Here is a 16,984-nt window from a genome sequence, read left to right as displayed (position 1 = left end):
GAGGCAGCGCCTAGGTCGGGTGTGTGGCACCGGTGGTTGAGGTGCGAGGCCGTTCACGGCCGAGCCTCGAAACCCCTGAGTGCAGGCAGGGCCTCAGGCAGAGGACTGGTCGGCGACCACCCGCCTCGGACGGCTCGCCAGCTCCGGCAGGTCCTCCAACCGCCCCTCGATGAGCGCGAGCCGCTTGGCCCGGCTCCAGCCCTGCACCTGCTTCTCAAAGGCGAAGGCGTCCTCGATCCGAGCGAACTGCCCGGCCCAGGCCAGGTGCACGGGCCGTCGGCGGCGTGGCCGGGTGTACTTCGCGCCCTGGCCGCGGTTGTGCTGGTCGATCCGTCTTTGCAGGTCCGTGGTGCTGCCGACGTACATCGAGCCATCCGCGCACCAGAGGATGTAGGTCCAGGCCATGGGGCACGGTGCGCCGGAGAGCTGTCCGTTCGCTCCGGTGACAGCGAGACCTGAGGATGGGGTGCCGTGGTCGCCGCCCTGCGGACGCCACTGGGGTTTCGAGGCTCGGCCGTGGGCGGCCTCGCACCTCAACCACCGGTGCCACTCGACCACCGGTGCCACCTCAACCACCGGTGCCGCTCGACCACCGGTGCCACCTCAACCACCGGTGCCGCTCGACCACCGGTGGGCCGCGGGTTTCCGGGGCTTGGCTAGTTTTGCTGCGTGTCGAGCTGGGCCGCGCGCAACACCTACCACTGGGGCGAGTGGACCCTTGACGACCTGCTCGGGCGCAAGCAGGAGTCGGTGAGCCTGGTGGTGCCGGCGCGCAACGAGGCGGCCACCGTGGGCGACGTCGTCACCCGGGTGCGGGAGGCGCTGGTCGACACGGTGAAGCTGCTCGACGAGATCGTCGTCATCGACTCCGACTCCACCGACGCGACCTACGACGTCGCCACCGAGGCCGGCGCGACGGTGCACCGGGCGGCGGAGATCCGGCCCGACCTCGGCACCCGGCCCGGCAAGGGCGAGGCGATGTGGAAGTCGCTGTTCGTGACCACCGGCGACCTCGTCGTGTTCATGGACGCCGACCTGCTCGACTGGGACACCCACTTCGTGCCCGGGCTGCTCGGACCGCTGCTGACCCGTCCGGACGTCCAGCTGGTCAAGGGGTTCTACGAGCGGCCGCTCGGCAGCGGCGACGCGGCGGTGCCCTTCGAGGGCGGCCGGGTCACCGAGCTCGTCGCGCGCCCGCTGATCCGGCTGCTGTTCCCCGAGCTCGAGGGGCTCCACCAGCCGCTCGCGGGGGAGTGGGCGGTGCGGCGGTCGCTGTTCGAGTCGCTGGAGGTGCCGACCGGGTACGCCGTCGAGCTCGCCGCGCTGGTCGACACGCTGCGCGGCCACGGCCTCGACGCCATCGCCCAGGTCGACCTCGGCACCCGTGCCCACCGGCACCAGGCGCTGCGCGACCTGTCCGGCATGGCCACCCAGATCCTCGCCGCCGCCCTGGCCCGCTCCGGCGGCGAGCCCTCCCCCGACGAGCGGCCGGCCGCGAGGAGCGTGGCATGACCCTGCGACTGGGCCGGCACGAGTTCGGCGACGAACGCGCGCTGATGATGGCGATCGTCAACCGCACCCCCGACTCCTTCTACGACAAGGGCGCCACCTGGGCCGAGGACAAGGCCTTCGAACGCGTCGAGCTCGTGGTCAGCCAGGGCGCGGAGATCGTCGACATCGGCGGCATCAAGGCCGCCCCCGGCGTGGAGATCGACGCCGCCGAGGAGAAGGCACGCGTCGTCGACTTCGTCGCCCGGGTCCGCGAGGCCCACCCCGACCTGGTGATCTCCGTCGACACCTGGCGCGCGGAGGTCGGCGACGCCGTCTGCCGTGCGGGCGCCGACGTCCTCAACGACGCGTGGGGCGGCGCCGACCCCGAGCTCGTCGACGTCGCCGCCGAGCACGACGCCGCGATCATCTGCACCCACACCGGCGGGGTCACGCCCCGCACCCGCCCCTACCGGATCGAGTACGACGACGTCGTCGCCGCCGCGATCGCCGACACGACCGCCTACGCCGAGCGGGCGCTGGCCGCCGGCGTCGACAAGCAGTCGATCGTCATCGACCCTGCCCACGACTTCGGCAAGAACACCTTCCACTCGCTCGAGGTCACCCGCCGGCTCGGCGAGATGGTCGCGACCGGCTGGCCGGTGCTGGTCTCGCTCTCCAACAAGGACTTCGTCGGCGAGACCCTCGACCTGCCGGTCGGGGAGCGGCTCAACGGCACCCTCGCCGCCACCGCCGTCTGCGCCCTGGCCGGCGCCCGGATCTACCGGGTCCACGAGGTCGTCGAGACCCGGCAGGTCGTCGACATGGTCGATGCGATCGCCGGCCGGCGGCCGCCGCGGCGCGCGATCCGGGGGCTGCAGTGACTCGAGTGGTGCTGGTGCCCGGGGTGCTCGCGCTGCTCCCGGAGTACGCCGGCGAGATCGACCCGGTGCCCGAGCTGCGGGCCGCCTGCCGCGAGGCGGTGGGCTGGCTCGACGGGCCGGTCGAGGTGGTGGCCGGGGACGACCGGGGCCGCCGGGTGGCACAGGCGCTGCTCGAGGAGGCCCGCGACGGCCGCCGCGAGGTGAGCGGCGACGGCGAGCCCACGGCGTACCTCGTCGTCGGCAACGGCTCCGCCTGCCGCACCGAGAAGGCGCCCGGCCACCTCGACGAGCGCGCCGCCGGCTTCGACACTTCGCTGGGCGAGGCCCTCGCGAGTGCCGACAGCGCCGCCCTCGCCGACCTCGATCACGACCTCGCCGAGGAGCTCTGGGCCTCCACCGGCGCGTTCGGCCGGCTCGCCGAGCTGCTGGCGGCCGGCCCCGAGGGCGCAGTGAGCACGACGGTCGACTACGCCGACGACCCGTTCGGCGTGCAGTACTGGGTCGTGCGCTGGACCACCCCTGCCTGACACGCCGAGCAGGAATGCCCGGCCCCTCGCCGCCGTTGGGCCCCGAGTGAACCCTGACGACTCCCGCCGCGTGTCCCTGCTGCTCGGCCTGCTCTTCGGCCTGGCCGGCATGGGGTCGTCCTCGGCCGCCATCGCGCTGCCGCTGATGGGCGCCGACCTCGGCGTCTCGGTCGGGGTAGCCACCTGGGCGATCAGCCTCTACGCGCTGATGCTGGCCGTGACCACCGCCGTCTACGGCCGGGTCTCCGACCTCGTCGGGGTCCGGATTCCGCTGCTCGTCGGCATCGGGCTCATGGTCGCAGGCGCGCTGGTCGCCGCGCTCGCCCCGTCGTACGGCGTGCTGCTCACGGCGCGGCTCGCCCAGGGCGCCGGCGCCGCGGCGATCCCGACGCTGGGCGTCGCCATGCTCAGCCGCCGCTACGAGGGCGCGGTCCGCGGTCTCGCCCTCGGCCGGCTGGCCGGGGTGGCGGCGGCGGTCAGCTGCCTCGGGCCGTTCATCGGCGGCGTGGTCGAGGCCGGCCTCGGCTGGCGCGCCGTGATGGCGCTGCCGGTGCTCGGCCTGGCCGTGGTGCCGTTCCTGCTGCGCGCGATGGGCGGCGAGGGCACCGGCGCCCGGCTCGACGTCCTCGGCGCGGTGCTCGTGGCGCTCACCGCCGGCGGCGCCGTGCTGCTCGTCCAGTCGCCCTCCACCGGCGTCACCGTCGCCCTCGTCGGCGCCCTCCTGCTCGCCCTCGGCACCCCCGCAGTCGCGCTGCGGGTCCGGCAGCGCCCCGACGGCTTCCTGCCCCGCGAGGTGATCTCCAACGGCACCGTCGTCCGCTCCGCGCTGGCTGCGGCCGCCGTCCCGGCCGCGTGGTTCGCGTTGCTCGTCGGCGTCCCCGCGGTCCTCGTCGGCGAGGGCTGGGAGGCGTGGCAGGTCGGCGTGCTGCTGCTGCCGAGCGCCGCTGTCGCGCTGATCGTGCCGCGGTTCGTCGGGCCGACCCTGGTCCGGTTCGGCGCCGCCCGGTCGCTGGCCTTCTCCGGCGTGGTCTCGACCGTCGCGCTGCTGCTGGCCGCCGCCGGGACCGCCCTGCTCGCACCCGGCCTGCTGGTCGCCACGATCGTGCTGGTCACGGTCGCCTTCGGGCTCGGCCAGCCGGCGCTGTCCGCCTCGGTCGGCGACGCCACCGAGCCCGGCGTACGCGGTGTCGCGCTGGGCGTCGCGACCCTGCTCTTCCTGGTCGGCGGCAGTGTCGGCTCGGCGGTGGTCGGCGGTCTCGGCGAGGTGGCCGGCGTCCCCGTCGCGCTCACCGTGCTTGCCGTCCTGCCGGTGCTCGGGCTGGTCGCGCTGGCCCCGCTGCTGCGCCGCCAGGCTTGGGAGCCGCTCGCTACCGTGGACGCATGACCCAGTACCCGGCCCTCGACCGCCAGCGCTCCACCCCCGCGTGGGTGCGCGCGGCCGTGCTGGTGGCCGTGTTCACGGCCGTGCTGTGGGCCGTCGAGATCGTCGACGTCGTCACCCCCGCCCAGCTCGACGCCGAGGGCATCCGGCCGCGAGACACCGACGGGCTGCTCGGCATCCTGCTGGCGCCGTTCCTCCACGCCGGGTTCGACCACCTCGCCGCCAACACCGTTCCGCTGCTGGTTCTCGGCTTCCTCGCGCTCGCCACCGGCCTCGGCCGCGGCCTCGCCGCCACCGCGATCATCTGGGTCGTCGGCGGCCTCGGCACCTGGCTGATCGCGCCCGAGCGGACCATCCACATCGGCGCGTCCGGGCTGGTCTTCGGCTTCCTCACCTACGTCATCCTGCGAGGCTTCCTGTCCCGCAGCGCCGGCCAGATCACCATCGGGATCATGGTGCTGCTGGTCTACGGCGGCCTGCTGTGGGGCGTGCTCCCCGGCGTCCCGGGCGTCTCGTGGCAGGGCCACCTCTTCGGCGCCGTCGGCGGCGCGCTCGCCGCCTGGTGGCTGCGGCCGGCCCACCGCCCCGTCCGGCCCTGATCCCCGGGGCCGCGGCCCGTCTGGAAGAGTGGCGTCATGCAGATGCGCCTCCTGGTGGGCCCCGACGGGACCCGCGCACCGCAGACCGACGCCGACCTCCGTGAGCTGTACGCCGCCCCCCGCCCCGCGTGGGTCCGCGCCAACATGATCGCCACGCTCGACGGCGCCGCCACCGGCGAGGACGGCCGCAGCGGCTCGATCAACAACCCGGTGGACCACCGCGTCTTCGAGACGCTGCGCGGCCTCAGCGACGTGATCGTGGTCGGCGCCGGCACCGCCGAGGCCGAGGGCTACGGGCCGACCGACCGGCCGATCGTCGTGGTCAGCCGCTCCGGCCGGGTGCCCGGGAAGCTGCGCGGCGCCGAGCCGGGATCCGTCCTGCTGGCCACCTGCCAGGCGGCCGAGGGCGTCGACGATATGCGCGACCTGCTCGGCGCCGACAACGTGCTGGTCCTCGGCGGCCACCGGGTCGACCTCGCGCAGCTGCGCGACCGGCTCGCCGAGCGGGGCCTCCACCAGGTCCTCGCCGAGGGCGGCCCCCACCTGCTGCGCGACCTGTGCGACCAGGGCGTGCTCGACGAGCTCGACATGACGATGGTGCCGCGGCTCGTCGGCGGCACCCACCCGCGGGTCACCGACGGCCCGCCGGTCGACGTGATGCTCGACCTGAAGGTGCTGCTCGAGGCCGAGCACACCCTGCTCGGCCGCTGGTACGTCCACCGCTGACCCGGTCAACCCCTGTCCACACCGGCGGGCGAAAGCCTCCCGGAACAGGGTCGAAGGACCCTAGACTGCTGCGACCTGCCTCTCGCTGTCCCGGAAGGGTCCCCGATGCGCGTCGACTGGGTGCCGCTGTCAGCCTCCGCCCTCGTGGCCGGCGCGGTGGCGCTCTCGGTCAGTGGGGTGATGCTGCCGGACGCCAGCGGCGCCGAGACGCTGCAGGTGGTCGAGCAGAACCGCGGCGAGTGGATGGCCATGGCGGCCCTCTACTTCGTCGCCTCGGTCGGCCTCACCGCCGGCATGCCGGCGGTGCTGACCCTCTTCCACGACCGTGGCGCCCGGACCGGCCTGACCGCTGTCACCGTGTTCACGGTCGGCGCCGTCGGGGTGGCGGGCCTCGCGATGCTGATGGCCTTCATCGGCGCCCTCGTCGAGGAGCAGGCCGTCGACCCCGTCGTCTTCGACGCGGTCACCAGTGAGGTCGGCTTCTCGGCCTTCCTCTACTCCTGGGTGGCCGCGTTCTACCTCGGGGAGGTGCTGCTGGCGGTCGCGCTGCTGCGCGCCGGGTCCACCCCGCTCTGGATCCCGCTGCTGCTGCTCGCGCACGTCGCGACGTTCCCGCTGCGGGCCGTCCTCCCCGAGGAGGTCTCCAACCTCGCGGTGCTGCTGCTGACCGTCGGGCTCTCCGGCCTCGGCATCGCCGCCAACCAGCAGCACATCCGCGACGAGGTCCGCGTCCGCGTCTAGGACGGCCCGCGGTGGCTGCGCCCCCGACGGCGAGGATGGACGCCATGAACGAGCGGCCGGCGTACCACCTGACGCCGCGACGGCAGTGGATGAACGACCCCAACGGGCTGGTGCTCCACGACGGCGAGTTCCACGCGTTCTTCCAGTTCAACCCCGAGGGCGTCGACTGGGGGAACATGTCGTGGGGCCATGCCGTCAGCCGTGACCTGCTGCGCTGGGAGGAGCTCCCGGTCGCGCTGCGCCACACGGAGGCCGAGCACGTCTTCTCCGGCAGCGTCGTCGTCGACGAGGGCGACACCGCCGGCTTCGGGGCCGGCGCGATGGTCGCCGTCTACACCAGCCACGTCGAGGAGCCGAAGCACGAGGCGCAGTCGCTCGCCTTCAGCCTCGACCGCGGCCGGACCTGGGAGCGGTACGCCGGCAACCCGGTCCTCGACCTCGGCCTCGAGGACTTCCGCGACCCCAAGGTGTTCCGCCACGACGGCCGCTGGGTCATGGTCGTGGCGCTCTCGACCGAGCGGCGGGCACGGATCTTCGCCTCGCCGGACCTGAAGCGGTGGGAGCCGTTGTCGGACGTCGGCCCGCTCGGGGAGTCGGGGGACCCGACCGGGGTGTGGGAGTGCCCCGACCTGTTCCCGCTGGCCGTCGACGGCGACCCCTCCCGGCGCCGCTGGGTGCTGGTGGTCAGCGTCATCGAGGGTGCGCCCGCCGGCGGGTCCGGCACCCAGTACGTCGTCGGCGACTTCGACGGCACCACGTTCACGCCCGACCCCGGGGGGCCGCAGTGGCTCGACTGGGGCGCCGACCACTACGCGGCGGTCTCCTTCTCCGGCCAGCCGGAGGACGAGCGGGTGCTGCTCGGCTGGATGAGCAACTGGGCCTACGCCCGCGAGGTCCCCGCCGGCGGCGGCTACCGCGGCGCGATGACCCTCGCCCGGGCGGTCTCGCTGCGCACCCTCGACGGCCGGGTCCGGCTGGCGCAGCGCCCGGTCGCGCCGGCCGGCGAGCCGGCGTACGCGTGTGAGGGGGAGCGGGTCGACGGCGTGCAGCCGCTGCCCGTCGCCACGTCCCGGCTCCGGGTGCGGCTCGAGCTCGAGGCCCCCGCCGGCGGCCGCGCGGGCGTCCGGGTCCGGGCGGGGGAGGGCGAGCACACCGAGGTCGGGTACGACGCCGACCGCGGCAGCGTCTACCTCGACCGCACCCGGTCGGGGGAGACCGGCTTCGCGCCCGGGTTCGCGGCGGTGCACCGGGCGCCGTACGAGCCGGTCGACGGGGTCGTCACGCTCGACGTGCTCGTCGACAGCACCTCGGTGGAGGTGTTCGCCGGCGAGGGCGAGGTGGCGCTGACCGACCTCGTCTTCCCGGGCCCGGGCAGCACCGGCGTCGCCCTGGTGGCAGAGGCGACCGGCGAGCCGGCGCGGGTGCGCCGGCTCGAGGTCACCGACCTGGGCGACTGGGCCTGACGGCTACTTGTTGGCCTTGCGGGCCCGCGAGGCCATCAGGGCGCCTTCGGCGCCCGGATCGCTCGCCTCGCAGAAAACGATCAAGCGAGACCGCTCCGCTCGTTCCTCGCTCCGGGCCTCACTTGTTCGCTTTACGCGCTCGGCTCGCGATCTTCGCCCGCTCGTTGCTGTCGAGGACCACCTTGCGGATCCGCACCGTCTCCGGCGTGACCTCCACGCACTCGTCCTCGCGACAGAACTCCAGGCACTGCTCCAGCGACAGCTTGCGCGGCGGGATCAGCTTCTCGAAGTTGTCGGAGGTGGCGGACCGGATGTTGGTCTGCTGCTTCTCCTTGGTGATGTTGACGTCCATGTCGTCGGCGCGGGAGTTCTCGCCGACGATCATGCCCTCGTAGACCTCGGTGGCCGGCTCCACGAACATGACGCCGCGCTCCTGCAGCGAGGTCATGGCGTACGCCGTGGCGGCACCCGACCGGTCGGCGACCAGCGAGCCGCTGGCGCGCGAGCGGATCTCGCCGGCCCACGGGAAGTAGCCCTCCGAGATGTGGTGGGCGATGCCGGTGCCGCGGGTCTCGGTGAGGAAGTCGGTGCGGAAGCCGATCAGGCCACGTGCGGGCACGACGAACTCCATGCGCACCCAGCCGGTGCCGTGGTTGGTCATGCCCTCCATGCGGCCCTTGCGGGCCGCGAGGAGCTCGGTGATCGTGCCGAGGAACTCCTCGGGTGCGTCGATGGTCAGCCGCTCGAACGGCTCGTGCAGCTTGCCGTCGACCTCCTTGGTGACCACCTGCGGCTTGCCGACGGTCAGCTCGTAGCCCTCGCGGCGCATCTGCTCGACCAGGATCGCCAGGGCGAGCTCGCCGCGGCCCTGCACCTCCCAGGCGTCGGGGCGCTCGGTGGGGAGGACCCGCAGCGAGACGTTGCCGATCAGCTCGGAGTCGAGGCGGTCCTTGACCAGGCGGGCGGTGACCTTCGAGCCCTTGACCTTGCCCACCAGAGGGCTGGTGTTGGTGCCGATGGTCATCGAGATCGCCGGCTCGTCGACGTGGATCAGCGGCAGCGCGATCGGGTTCTCCGGGTCGGCGAGGGTCTCGCCGATGGTGATGTCGGGGATGCCGGCGACGGCGACGATGTCGCCCGGCCCGGCGGACTCGCCCGGCTTGCGCTCGAGGCCCTCGGTGACGAGGAGCTCGGTGATGCGGACGTTCTTGACCTCGCCGTCGCGGCGGATCCAGGCGACGTTCTGGCCCTTCTTCAGCGTGCCCTGCTTGATGCGGAGCAGCGCGAGCCGGCCGAGGAACGGCGAGGCGTCGAGGTTGGTGACGTGGGCCTGCAGCGGTGCCTCCGGGGTGTACCGCGGCGCCGGGATGGTCTCGAGGATGGTGCGGAACAGCGGCTCGAGGTCGGTGCCCTCGGGCATGGTGCCGTCGGCGGGCTGCTCGAGCGAGGCGATGCCGGCCTTGCCGGAGGCGTAGACGACCGGGAAGTCGAGCGCGTCCTGGCTGTGGGAGTCGTCGAGCAGGTCCATGAACAGCTCGTAGGTCTCGTCGACGACCTCGCTGATGCGCGCGTCGGACCGGTCGGTCTTGTTGACGACGAGGATGACCGGCATGTCGGCGTTGAGTGCCTTGCGCAGCACGAACCGGGTCTGGGGGAGCGGGCCCTCGGACGCGTCGACGAGGAGCACGATGCCGTCGACCATCGACAGGCCGCGCTCGACCTCGCCGCCGAAGTCGGCGTGGCCCGGGGTGTCGATGATGTTGATGGTCATCCCGGCGGGGGCACCGAAGTCCGCGGCGCTGGGGCCCTCGTAGCGGACCGCGGTGTTCTTCGCGAGGATCGTGATGCCCTTCTCGCGCTCGAGGTCACCGGAGTCCATCACGCGCTCGGCGACGCCCTCGGCCTCGTGCGCGGAGAACGCGCCGGCCTGGTGGAGCATCGCGTCGACCAGCGTGGTCTTGCCGTGGTCGACGTGGGCCACGATCGCGACGTTGCGCAGGTCGGAGCGCTCCACGAGCGTGCTGGCGGGGCTGGTGGGGGCAGACATGGGCGTACGGCGTCACTTTCGGGAGAGGTCGCGGGCCCGACCGGGCCGGCAAAGAGTCTACGGACCCGCCTGCGAACCTCCGATTCGACAGGTACCGTCGCTGCATGGTCGGGCCGGTCACCACCGCCGAGGACGTGCGTCGCGAGGTCGACGCCCGCGTCACCCTGCTCCGCACGGTCTGCCGGGTGGCGGACCCGTGGGTCCCCGTCCCGGCGGGCTCGCCGGGCGGCTCCGACGGCCGTCTGGAGTACGCCGTGCGGGACGGCCTCTTCGTCCTGGAGGCGCGCAGCCGCGGCTCGGTGCTGCTCCGGCGCGAGACCAGCGACCCCGACCAGTTCCTGTTCTGGTGCCTCGACGCCGTCGTGTCGGAGGCGGCCGCCCGCTGGGAGGCCGACCGGCGCCGCCCCGGCACCGACCCGCGCCGGCAGTTCTACGCCCGCCGGCTCGACCTGATGACGAGGCTCGACGAGGGCTGGGTCGGGCGACTGGAGAAGCAGCTCGACGCCGTGCTGGCGGGCAACCCGCTCGACACGGACCTGGTCTCGATCTCGGTGCCGACCGTCCGGGCCAGCCGCCGGCGCGGGCTGCTGCGGCGGCCGATGGTCGGCACGATGGTGCTCGCCGGCAACGACGAGCGGGTCCTGGAGGCCCGGCACCTCGTCGCGCGGCTCCTTCCCCAGCCCGCCCACCGGCTGATGGGATCCGTCGCCGAGGCCGGGCTGGGCGCCGCCGGTGTGGCGCTGCGAGCCGCGACGTACGAGTTCGACCTCGACGGCCACCGGCTGGTCGTCCCCGAGCACGCCCTCACCCCGGAGCTGCGGCGGCTCGCCGAGCTGGTGCTGCCATCCGGCGTCCGCTGATTCCGGTCGTTCCGGACAGCTCGTGACGTTCGGGTCGCGAATCGGGCCGGAACCCGACCCGATCGTCACGAACTGTCCGCGCCTCCGCGGTTGACGGGCGCGTCTACCGTGACGGGCATGGTGACGATCGCGACCAACCGTCGGGTGGACCGTGCCGAGCTGCTCGACTTCGTGCGGGTGCGGCACCGCCTGGTGCTGGTGACGACGAGACGCGACGGCAGCCCGCAGCTCTCACCGGTGGCCGGTGGCGTCGACGACGAGGGGCGGATCGTGGTGTCGACCTACCCCGACCGCGCCAAGGCGGTGAACCTGCGGCGCAATCCCGCCGCCTCGGTTCTGGTGCTCTCCGACGACTGGGACGGGCCCTGGGTGCAGGTGTCCGGCCGAGCCGAGGTCCTCGACATGCCCTCGCAGGAGGCCGAGGACGCGCTCGTGGAGTACTTCCGCTGCATCTCCGGCGAGCACCCGGACTGGGACGAGTACCGCCAGGCGATGCGACGCCAGGGCAAGTCCCTGATCCGGGTCACCGTCGAGTCGTGGGGACCCGTCGCGACCGGCGGCTTCCCGCCCGACCGGGCGCCCGCCGGCTGAGGCGTCAGGCCAGCGCGCGGTCCAGCGCCGCCTCGACGTGCAGCGTGGTGCACGGGAAGACGGGGATGTCCACGTCGGGCTGCTTGATGAGCAGCTCGAGCTCGGTGCAGCCGAGGAGCACGCCGCCGGCGCCCGCGTCCCACAGCTCGTCGATGATCCCGACGACCCGGCGGCGGGTGCGGGGCAGCACGTGGCCGTGCACGAGCTCCTCGTAGATCGCGGAGTTCAGCCACTCGTGGTGCTCCTGCTTCGGCAGGATCGCGGTCACGCCGTGCTCGGCGAGCCGGTCGGTGAAGAAGCCGTCCTCCATCGCGACCTTGGTGCCGATGAACCCGACCGTGGTGACGCCCTGGTCGGCGCAGGCCTTGGCGACCACGTCGGCGAGGTGCACCAGCGGGATGTCGACCGCGGCCTCCACCTGGGCGGCCACCTTGTGGAACGTCGTGGTGCACAGCAGCAGGAAGTCGGCGCCGGCGCGCTCGACCCCCCGCGCGGCGTCGGCGAGCAGCTCACCGACCTGCTGCCAGCGCTCCTCGTCCTCGAGGTGGGTCAGCTCCGCGAAGTCCACGGTGCTGAGCACCAGCTTCGGTGAGGAGAGCCCTCCCAGCCGCTGCTGCACCCCGAGGTTGAGGTCGCGGTAGTACACCGCGCTGCTCTCCCAGCTCATCCCGCCGATCAGTCCGATGGTCTGCACGCGGGCAGTCTGCCACCGTCGGGCCCACGGTGCTCGACGCATCCGTCAGGTGGCCCGTCCCGGCTGCTCAGGCCTCGCGGTGGACCTTGTGCTGGGCGGCCTGCGCCCGCGGGCGGATCACCATCTCGTCGACGTTCACGTGGCTGGGCCGCGTCGCGATCCAGGCGATGGCGTCGGCAACGTCCTCGGCGACCAGCGGCTCGGCGACGCCCTCGTAGATCGCGTCGGCCCTGCTCGTGTCGCCGCCGAACCGCTTCACCGAGAACTCGTCGGTCCGGACCATCCCGGGCGCCACCTCGGAGACCCGGATCGGCTCGCCGCACAGCTCGAGCCGCAGCGTCTCGGTGACGACCTGGGTGCCGTGCTTGGCGGCGGTGTAGCCGGCGCCGCCCTCGTAGGCGATCCGGCCGGCCGTGGAGCCGACGTTCACGATGAGCCCGTCGCCCGACTCCCGCAGCGCCGGCAGCAGCGCCTGGGTGACGTGCAGGACGCCGAGCACGTTGACGTCGTACATCGCCCGCCAGTCCTCGGGGTCGGCGACCTCGACGTAGTCGGCGCCGAACGCGCCGCCGGCGTTGTTGACCAGCACGTGGAGCGGCCCGCCGGTCGCCTCGGCGACCGACTCGGCGAGCCCGGCCACGGACTCCCGGTCGGTCACGTCGCAGGCCACGGCGAGGCCTCCGATCTCGGCGGCCAGCGCCTCGACCCGATCGGTACGCCGGGCGGCGCAGACGACGCGGTACCCCTCGGCCGCGAGGGCGCGGGCGGTGGCGGCGCCGATGCCGCTGCTGGCTCCCGTGACGACGGCGGTGCGGGACGGGTGGCTGGTGGGCTTGTCCATGGCCGAGATTCTGCACACGTCGCCGCCGAGGGCGGCGCCGGGGACCTGCCGCTGGTGGGGGAGGGAGAACCGGTGGCAGACTGGCCTGCCCACCGCGACCCGAGGAGGCCGATGAACCTGCGCACCGCCCTGCTGGCGTCGGGTGTGCTCGGCGGCCTCGCCTGGCTGCTGCGGACCGTCCTCGACCTCGCCGGCTCGACCGGCGGCCTCGTCGACGTCCTCCACTGGGTCGGCCTCGTGCTGCTCGCGCTCGGCCTGGCCGGCCTCGGCCTCGACCTCGTCGGCAAGGGCGTCGTCTGGCTGCGGGCCATCGTCGCGGTCGCGGTGCCGGTGCTGGTGTGGTCGATCCTCGAGGCGATCGACCCCGGCACCGACCCCTCGGTGGTGGACGGCATCGCCGGCCTGGTCGTCGCCGTCCTGGCCTGGCTGGAGCTGCGCAAGGCCAAGCGGGCCCGCGCGCCCAAGCGCCGCGCGGGCACCCGCGCCCGCTGACGGCTCAGCCGCCGGGCCGGACCACGCCGCTCTCGTAGGCGAACACCACCGCCTGCACCCGGTCGCGCAGCCCGAGCTTGTCGAGCACCGAGGCGACGTGGGTCTTCACGGTCGTCTCGCCCACGTGCATCGCCGCCGCGATCTCCGCGTTGGAGCGGCCGCGGCCGAGGTGGTCGAGGACCTCCCGCTCGCGGGGCGTCAGCCGCGCCAGCGCCGGCGCCTCGCGCACGCTGCCCCGCAGGCGCGGCGCGCTCCGGCCTCGCGGTCGAGCTGGTGGCCTTCGTGCTGCTGCTCTGCTTCGTCGGCAGCCTGGCCGGGTCCGTGCGCCGCTCCGCGGCCGCCGGCGTGATGGCGGTGGCCGGCACGGCGATGGTGGCCGTCAAGCTCGGCTCCGCCGCTGCGGTGCTCGCCGCGCTGCACACCCGCGACGAGCTCGACGAGGTCACCGCGACCGCGCTGGTCGAGCAGAACGGCGCCGCCTTCGTGCTCTTCTGGATCCCGTTCGGCCTGTTCGTGGCCGCCGCCGCGCGGGTGCTCGGCGAGGCGGGCCACGTCGGCAGGGTTCTCGGGTACGCCGGGCTGGTGCTCGGCAGCCTCGGCACCGTCGCCGGCGTCCTCGGCGCCGTGTGGCCGTCGTACGCCGTGCCGATCCCGTTCCTGCTGTCGCTGATCTGGGTGGTCGCGGTGTCGGTGCGGCTGGCCGCGGGCCGAAGCGTCGACCGGGGCGCTGGTCGGCGTGGTGCCCGTCACACCGGGGCGCCCGTCACCGCCTGATCCGGTTTCGCGGCACCGGGAATGAGGCAGGATCACCGGGTGTTCTACGGGGTCGGACCCTGACCTGGAGGTGGACCTTGCCGAACCCGGTGCCGCACCCGGTGCCGCGCTCGACCCGGCGCGTCGCGATGATCAGCCTGCACACCTCCCCGCTCGACCAGCCCGGGACGGGTGACGCGGGCGGCATGAACGTCTACGTCATCGAGCTCGCGCGCCGGCTCGCCCAGCAGGGCATCGAGGTCGACATCTTCACCCGCGCCACCACCTCGGCGCTGCCGCCGGTGGTCGAGGACACCGACGGGGTCCGGGTGCGCCACGTCCTCGCCGGACCGTTCGAGGGGCTCGACAAGCACCAGCTGCCCGGCCAGATGTGCGCCTTCGCCCGCGAGGTGCTGCGCGCCGAGGCCGCCGAACCGGTCGGCCACTACGACGTCGTCCACTCCCACTACTGGCTCTCCGGCCAGGTGGGCGCGCTCGCCCGGGACCGCTGGGGCGTCCCGCTGGTCCACTCGATGCACACCATGGCCAAGGTCAAGAACGCCGCGCTCGCCGAGGGTGACACCCCCGAGCCGGAGGGCCGGATCATCGGCGAGGAGCAGGTGGTCGACGCCTCCGACATGCTCATCGCCAACACCGACCTCGAGGCGTCGCAGCTCATCGACCTCTACGGCGCCCACCCCGACCGCGTCGAGGTGGTCCACCCCGGCGTCGACCTCGGCGTCTTCCGGCCCCACGACCGCGCCGAGGCCCGCCGTGAGCTCGGCCTGCCCGCCGACGCCCACGTGCTGATGTTCGCCGGCCGGATCCAGCCGCTGAAGGCCCCCGACGTGCTGCTCCGCGCCGTCGCGGTGCTGCTCGAGCAGTCCCCGCAGCTGCGCAGCCGGCTCGTCGTCCCGGTCGTCGGTGGCCCGTCCGGCACCGGCCTGGAGCACCCCGAGTCGCTCGCCCAGCTCTCCGCCGAGCTCGGCCTCGACGACGTGGTCCGCTTCGTGCCGCCGGTCGCGCAGGCCGACCTCGCGCGCTGGTCGTCGGCCGCCACCCTGGTCGCCGTGCCGTCGTACAACGAGTCCTTCGGGCTGGTCGCCGTCGAGGCGCAGGCCACCGGCACCCCCGTCGTCGCCGCCGCGGTCGGCGGCCTCACCACGGTCGTCCGCGACGGACGCAGCGGCCTGCTCGTCGACGGCCACGAGCCCCGCGACTGGGCCGCTACGCTGCGCCGGGTGATCGAGGACGAGGCGCTCCACGCCCGGCTCTCCGCCGGCGCCCGGCAGCAGGCCCGCCGGTTCGCCTGGGAGCGCACCGCCCAGCGCACGCTCGACGTGTACGCCGCCTCCCGCGGCGCGCTGCTGCAGGCGGTCTCGTGAGCGACGCCGTCGAGCGCGTCCCGGGGGACCTCCAGCAGCGGGCTGCCCAGGCGGTCCGCGACCACCTCGCGGCCCAGGAGCTCGACTATCGCGAGCTGTCCGACGGCGTCTTCTCCTTCAGCCTGCCCGGCGAGAAGAAGCTGCAGACGCCGGTCCGGCTCGACGTCGGCGAGCACGCGCTGGGCATCCACGCCTTCGTCTGCCGCCGACCCGACGAGAACCACGAGCGGGTCTACCGCTGGCTGCTCGAGCGCAACCTGCGGCTGTACGCCGTCGCGTTCGCCGTCGACGCCGCCGGCGACATCTACCTCGACGCCCGGCTGCCGCTGGCCGCGGCCACCCCGGACGAGCTCGACCGGCTGCTGGGCGCGGTGCTCAGCTACGCCGACGGGTCCTTCAACACCATCCTCGAGCTCGGCTTCGCCAGCTCGATCCGCAAGGAGTGGGAGTGGCGCAAGCTGCGCGGCGAGCCCACCCACAACCTCGAGGCGTTCCGCCCCTGGCTGGAGGCCGAGGAGGCCGAGAAGGGCTAGCGGGCGGCCGGCTCCAGCGGCGCCGGCGGGGTCACGACCGGCGGGGCCGGCGGGCGCCGCCGGTGGCGGGCCACCGCGACGCCGACCAGCGCCAGCGCGCCGCCGAGGTAGGCGATCGACGGCGGGGTCTCGCCGAGGAACAGCAGGCCGAGGACGATCGTGATCGGCGGGACGAGGTAGGTGGTCACGCCGAGCCGGCTGGCGTCCATGTGGCGCAGCGCGTAGGCGTACGTCGTGAACGCGATCGCCGTCGGGAAGACCCCGAGGTAGACCAGCCACAGCACCGACGACAGCGGCGCCTCACCCAGCTCGACGACGAGCTGCGGCGTGAACGGCAGGCAGGTGACCACGCCGACCGAGCAGGCGAGCCAGGTGATGTGGACCGCCGGCATCCGGCCCACGAGCGGCTTCTGGAGGATCAGGCTGATCGCGTAGGAGACCGCGGCCAGCACGCAGAGCGCCACGCCGAGCACGTCGCGGTCGCCGGCCGGCGACGTGCCGAGCGCGATCAGCCCGACGCCGCCGAACGCCAGCGCGAGGCCGACGCCGAGATTCAGCGTGAACCGCTCGCCGAGGAACATCGCGGCCATGAGTGCGATCAGCACCGGCGAGACCTGGATCAGCATCGCGGCGGTGCCGGCGTCCACCCGCTGCTCGCCCTCGTTGAGGGCGACGTTGTAGACGCCGAACCACAGCACGCCGATGGCGGCGATGGCGAACCAGTCGGCGCGCGTCGGGCGCGGCAGCCCGCGGCTCAGCGCGACCGCCCCGAGGCAGGCCGCCCCGACCACCAGGCGGCCCAGCGAGAGGGCGCCGGCGGAGAAGTCGTGGCCGAGGTGCCGGATCGCCACGAAGGCAGAGGCCCAGAACACCAGCGTCACCGCCACGGCCGCCAGCGGCAGCCAGGCGCGGGGGTTCGTCGTGCTCGTCACCGCATCAGCGTAAGGAGCACAACCCCCCTGTGCCACGCGGTTTTCGG

General features: G+C 73.8%; 19 protein-coding genes and 1 pseudogene. 14 read left to right on the top strand and 6 right to left on the bottom strand.

The genetic code is table 11. The annotated features are described in order from the left end of the window. Nucleotides 1-93 precede the first annotated feature (93 nt). A complete protein-coding gene (locus tag ACFP2E_RS05730; protein ID WP_378521641.1) occupies nucleotides 94-405 on the bottom strand; it encodes a GIY-YIG nuclease family protein in 312 nt (103 codons plus the stop codon). A gap of 264 nt (nucleotides 406-669) precedes the next feature. Between ACFP2E_RS05730 and ACFP2E_RS05725 the strand changes: the two genes are divergently transcribed. The 8 genes from ACFP2E_RS05725 to ACFP2E_RS05690 all read left to right on the top strand — a co-directional run bounded on the left by ACFP2E_RS05725 (nucleotide 670) and on the right by ACFP2E_RS05690 (nucleotide 7,809). Further along, nucleotides 670-1,512: a glucosyl-3-phosphoglycerate synthase gene (locus tag ACFP2E_RS05725; protein WP_378521640.1), complete on the top strand. Its 843-nt coding sequence runs from the start codon at nucleotides 670-672 to the stop codon at nucleotides 1,510-1,512. After that, the gene (gene folP, locus ACFP2E_RS05720) at nucleotides 1,509-2,372 is read left to right on the top strand and encodes a dihydropteroate synthase (protein WP_378521639.1); all 864 of its coding nucleotides are present in this window, start codon (nucleotides 1,509-1,511) and stop codon (nucleotides 2,370-2,372) included. The genes ACFP2E_RS05725 and folP overlap by 4 nt, the downstream gene beginning before the upstream one ends. Before the next feature lie 5 nt (nucleotides 2,373-2,377). Continuing rightward, complete coding sequence (locus tag ACFP2E_RS05715; protein WP_378521638.1) at nucleotides 2,378-2,899, top strand: hypothetical protein; 522 nt, start codon at nucleotides 2,378-2,380, stop codon at nucleotides 2,897-2,899. Nucleotides 2,900-2,969: 70 nt separating this feature from the next. Continuing rightward, entirely contained in the window at nucleotides 2,970-4,283 is a 1,314-nt protein-coding gene (locus ACFP2E_RS05710) for an MFS transporter (protein WP_378521637.1), read from the top strand. Further along, nucleotides 4,280-4,879, top strand: coding sequence for a rhomboid family intramembrane serine protease (locus tag ACFP2E_RS05705; protein WP_378521636.1), 600 nt, complete (start codon nucleotides 4,280-4,282; stop codon nucleotides 4,877-4,879). The genes ACFP2E_RS05710 and ACFP2E_RS05705 overlap by 4 nt, the downstream gene beginning before the upstream one ends. 36 nt (nucleotides 4,880-4,915) lie before the next feature. Continuing rightward, complete coding sequence (locus ACFP2E_RS05700; RefSeq protein WP_378521635.1) at nucleotides 4,916-5,605, top strand: dihydrofolate reductase family protein; 690 nt, start codon at nucleotides 4,916-4,918, stop codon at nucleotides 5,603-5,605. 105 nt (nucleotides 5,606-5,710) lie between these two features. Next, nucleotides 5,711-6,346, top strand: coding sequence for a hypothetical protein (locus ACFP2E_RS05695; protein WP_378521634.1), 636 nt, complete (start codon nucleotides 5,711-5,713; stop codon nucleotides 6,344-6,346). 44 nt (nucleotides 6,347-6,390) lie between these two features. Next, nucleotides 6,391-7,809, top strand: a complete 1,419-nt coding sequence (locus ACFP2E_RS05690; protein ID WP_378521633.1) for a glycoside hydrolase family 32 protein — start codon at nucleotides 6,391-6,393, stop codon at nucleotides 7,807-7,809. A 118-nt stretch (nucleotides 7,810-7,927) separates the two neighbouring features. On the opposite strand, the gene typA is transcribed toward ACFP2E_RS05690, so the two are convergent. After that, a complete protein-coding gene (typA, locus tag ACFP2E_RS05685; RefSeq protein ID WP_378521632.1) occupies nucleotides 7,928-9,856 on the bottom strand; it encodes a translational GTPase TypA in 1,929 nt (642 codons plus the stop codon). A 104-nt stretch (nucleotides 9,857-9,960) separates the two neighbouring features. On the opposite strand from typA, the gene ACFP2E_RS05680 reads away from it, so the two are divergent. Together ACFP2E_RS05680 and ACFP2E_RS05675 are read left to right on the top strand one after the other, a co-directional pair. Beyond that, a complete protein-coding gene (locus ACFP2E_RS05680) occupies nucleotides 9,961-10,716 on the top strand; it encodes an Imm63 family immunity protein (protein WP_378521631.1) in 756 nt (251 codons plus the stop codon). Nucleotides 10,717-10,833: 117 nt separating this feature from the next. Continuing rightward, a complete protein-coding gene (locus ACFP2E_RS05675) occupies nucleotides 10,834-11,307 on the top strand; it encodes a PPOX class F420-dependent oxidoreductase (RefSeq protein ID WP_378521630.1) in 474 nt (157 codons plus the stop codon). Between the two features lie 4 nt (nucleotides 11,308-11,311). Here ACFP2E_RS05675 and ACFP2E_RS05670 read toward each other — a convergent pair whose 3' ends face one another. Both ACFP2E_RS05670 and ACFP2E_RS05665 read right to left on the bottom strand, forming a co-directional pair. Beyond that, on the bottom strand, nucleotides 11,312-12,001 hold the full coding sequence (locus ACFP2E_RS05670) for an aspartate/glutamate racemase family protein (protein WP_378521629.1): 690 nt from the start codon (nucleotides 11,999-12,001) through the stop codon (nucleotides 11,312-11,314). Between the two features lie 67 nt (nucleotides 12,002-12,068). Beyond that, nucleotides 12,069-12,842, bottom strand: coding sequence for an SDR family oxidoreductase (locus ACFP2E_RS05665; protein ID WP_378521628.1), 774 nt, complete (start codon nucleotides 12,840-12,842; stop codon nucleotides 12,069-12,071). Nucleotides 12,843-12,953: 111 nt separating this feature from the next. On the opposite strand from ACFP2E_RS05665, the gene ACFP2E_RS05660 reads away from it, so the two are divergent. Further along, nucleotides 12,954-13,334 (top strand): hypothetical protein, encoded by a 381-nt coding sequence (locus tag ACFP2E_RS05660; RefSeq protein WP_378521627.1) that lies wholly within the window; start codon nucleotides 12,954-12,956, stop codon nucleotides 13,332-13,334. Nucleotides 13,335-13,338: 4 nt separating this feature from the next. Here ACFP2E_RS05660 and ACFP2E_RS05655 read toward each other — a convergent pair. After that, nucleotides 13,339-13,545 (bottom strand): annotated as a pseudogene (locus ACFP2E_RS05655) (response regulator transcription factor); the annotation flags it as partial. A 62-nt stretch (nucleotides 13,546-13,607) separates the two neighbouring features. On the opposite strand from ACFP2E_RS05655, the gene ACFP2E_RS05650 reads away from it, so the two are divergent. From ACFP2E_RS05650 to ACFP2E_RS05640, 3 genes are all read left to right on the top strand, one after another. After that, nucleotides 13,608-14,108: a hypothetical protein gene (locus tag ACFP2E_RS05650; protein WP_378521626.1), complete on the top strand. Its 501-nt coding sequence runs from the start codon at nucleotides 13,608-13,610 to the stop codon at nucleotides 14,106-14,108. A 128-nt stretch (nucleotides 14,109-14,236) separates the two neighbouring features. Next, nucleotides 14,237-15,472: a D-inositol-3-phosphate glycosyltransferase gene (gene mshA, locus ACFP2E_RS05645; protein ID WP_378521668.1), complete on the top strand. Its 1,236-nt coding sequence runs from the start codon at nucleotides 14,237-14,239 to the stop codon at nucleotides 15,470-15,472. Next, complete coding sequence (locus ACFP2E_RS05640; protein WP_378521625.1) at nucleotides 15,469-16,005, top strand: YbjN domain-containing protein; 537 nt, start codon at nucleotides 15,469-15,471, stop codon at nucleotides 16,003-16,005. The genes mshA and ACFP2E_RS05640 overlap by 4 nt, the downstream gene beginning before the upstream one ends. On the opposite strand, the gene ACFP2E_RS05635 is transcribed toward ACFP2E_RS05640, so the two are convergent. Then, entirely contained in the window at nucleotides 16,002-16,937 is a 936-nt protein-coding gene (locus ACFP2E_RS05635) for a DMT family transporter (RefSeq protein WP_378521624.1), read from the bottom strand. The two genes, ACFP2E_RS05640 and ACFP2E_RS05635, sit on opposite strands and share 4 nt — an antisense overlap. Between the last annotated feature and the right edge of the window lie 47 nt (nucleotides 16,938-16,984).

It is taken from the genome of Nocardioides sp. GCM10027114, from assembly GCF_042659625.1.
In the GTDB taxonomy this organism is placed as follows: Bacteria; Actinomycetota; Actinomycetes; order Propionibacteriales; family Nocardioidaceae; genus Nocardioides.
This window is presented reverse-complemented; position numbering and strand designations above follow the sequence as displayed.

Bases quoted from the DNA above. Each gene is read 5' to 3' on its own strand.
- typA (WP_378521632.1), bottom strand. From the start codon at position 9,856: ATGTCTGCCCCCACCAGCCCCGCCAGCACGCTCGTGGAGCGCTCCGAC.
- ACFP2E_RS05730 (WP_378521641.1), bottom strand. From the start codon at position 405: ATGGCCTGGACCTACATCCTCTGGTGCGCGGATGGCTCGATGTACGTC.
- ACFP2E_RS05690 (WP_378521633.1), top strand. From the start codon at position 6,391: ATGAACGAGCGGCCGGCGTACCACCTGACGCCGCGACGGCAGTGGATG.
- ACFP2E_RS05695 (WP_378521634.1), top strand. From the start codon at position 5,711: ATGCGCGTCGACTGGGTGCCGCTGTCAGCCTCCGCCCTCGTGGCCGGC.
- ACFP2E_RS05705 (WP_378521636.1), top strand. From the start codon at position 4,280: ATGACCCAGTACCCGGCCCTCGACCGCCAGCGCTCCACCCCCGCGTGG.
- ACFP2E_RS05660 (WP_378521627.1), top strand. From the start codon at position 12,954: ATGAACCTGCGCACCGCCCTGCTGGCGTCGGGTGTGCTCGGCGGCCTC.
- ACFP2E_RS05680 (WP_378521631.1), top strand. From the start codon at position 9,961: ATGGTCGGGCCGGTCACCACCGCCGAGGACGTGCGTCGCGAGGTCGAC.
- ACFP2E_RS05675 (WP_378521630.1), top strand. From the start codon at position 10,834: ATGGTGACGATCGCGACCAACCGTCGGGTGGACCGTGCCGAGCTGCTC.
- ACFP2E_RS05700 (WP_378521635.1), top strand. From the start codon at position 4,916: ATGCAGATGCGCCTCCTGGTGGGCCCCGACGGGACCCGCGCACCGCAG.
- folP (WP_378521639.1), top strand. From the start codon at position 1,509: ATGACCCTGCGACTGGGCCGGCACGAGTTCGGCGACGAACGCGCGCTG.
- mshA (WP_378521668.1), top strand. From the start codon at position 14,237: ATGATCAGCCTGCACACCTCCCCGCTCGACCAGCCCGGGACGGGTGAC.
- ACFP2E_RS05665 (WP_378521628.1), bottom strand. From the start codon at position 12,842: ATGGACAAGCCCACCAGCCACCCGTCCCGCACCGCCGTCGTCACGGGA.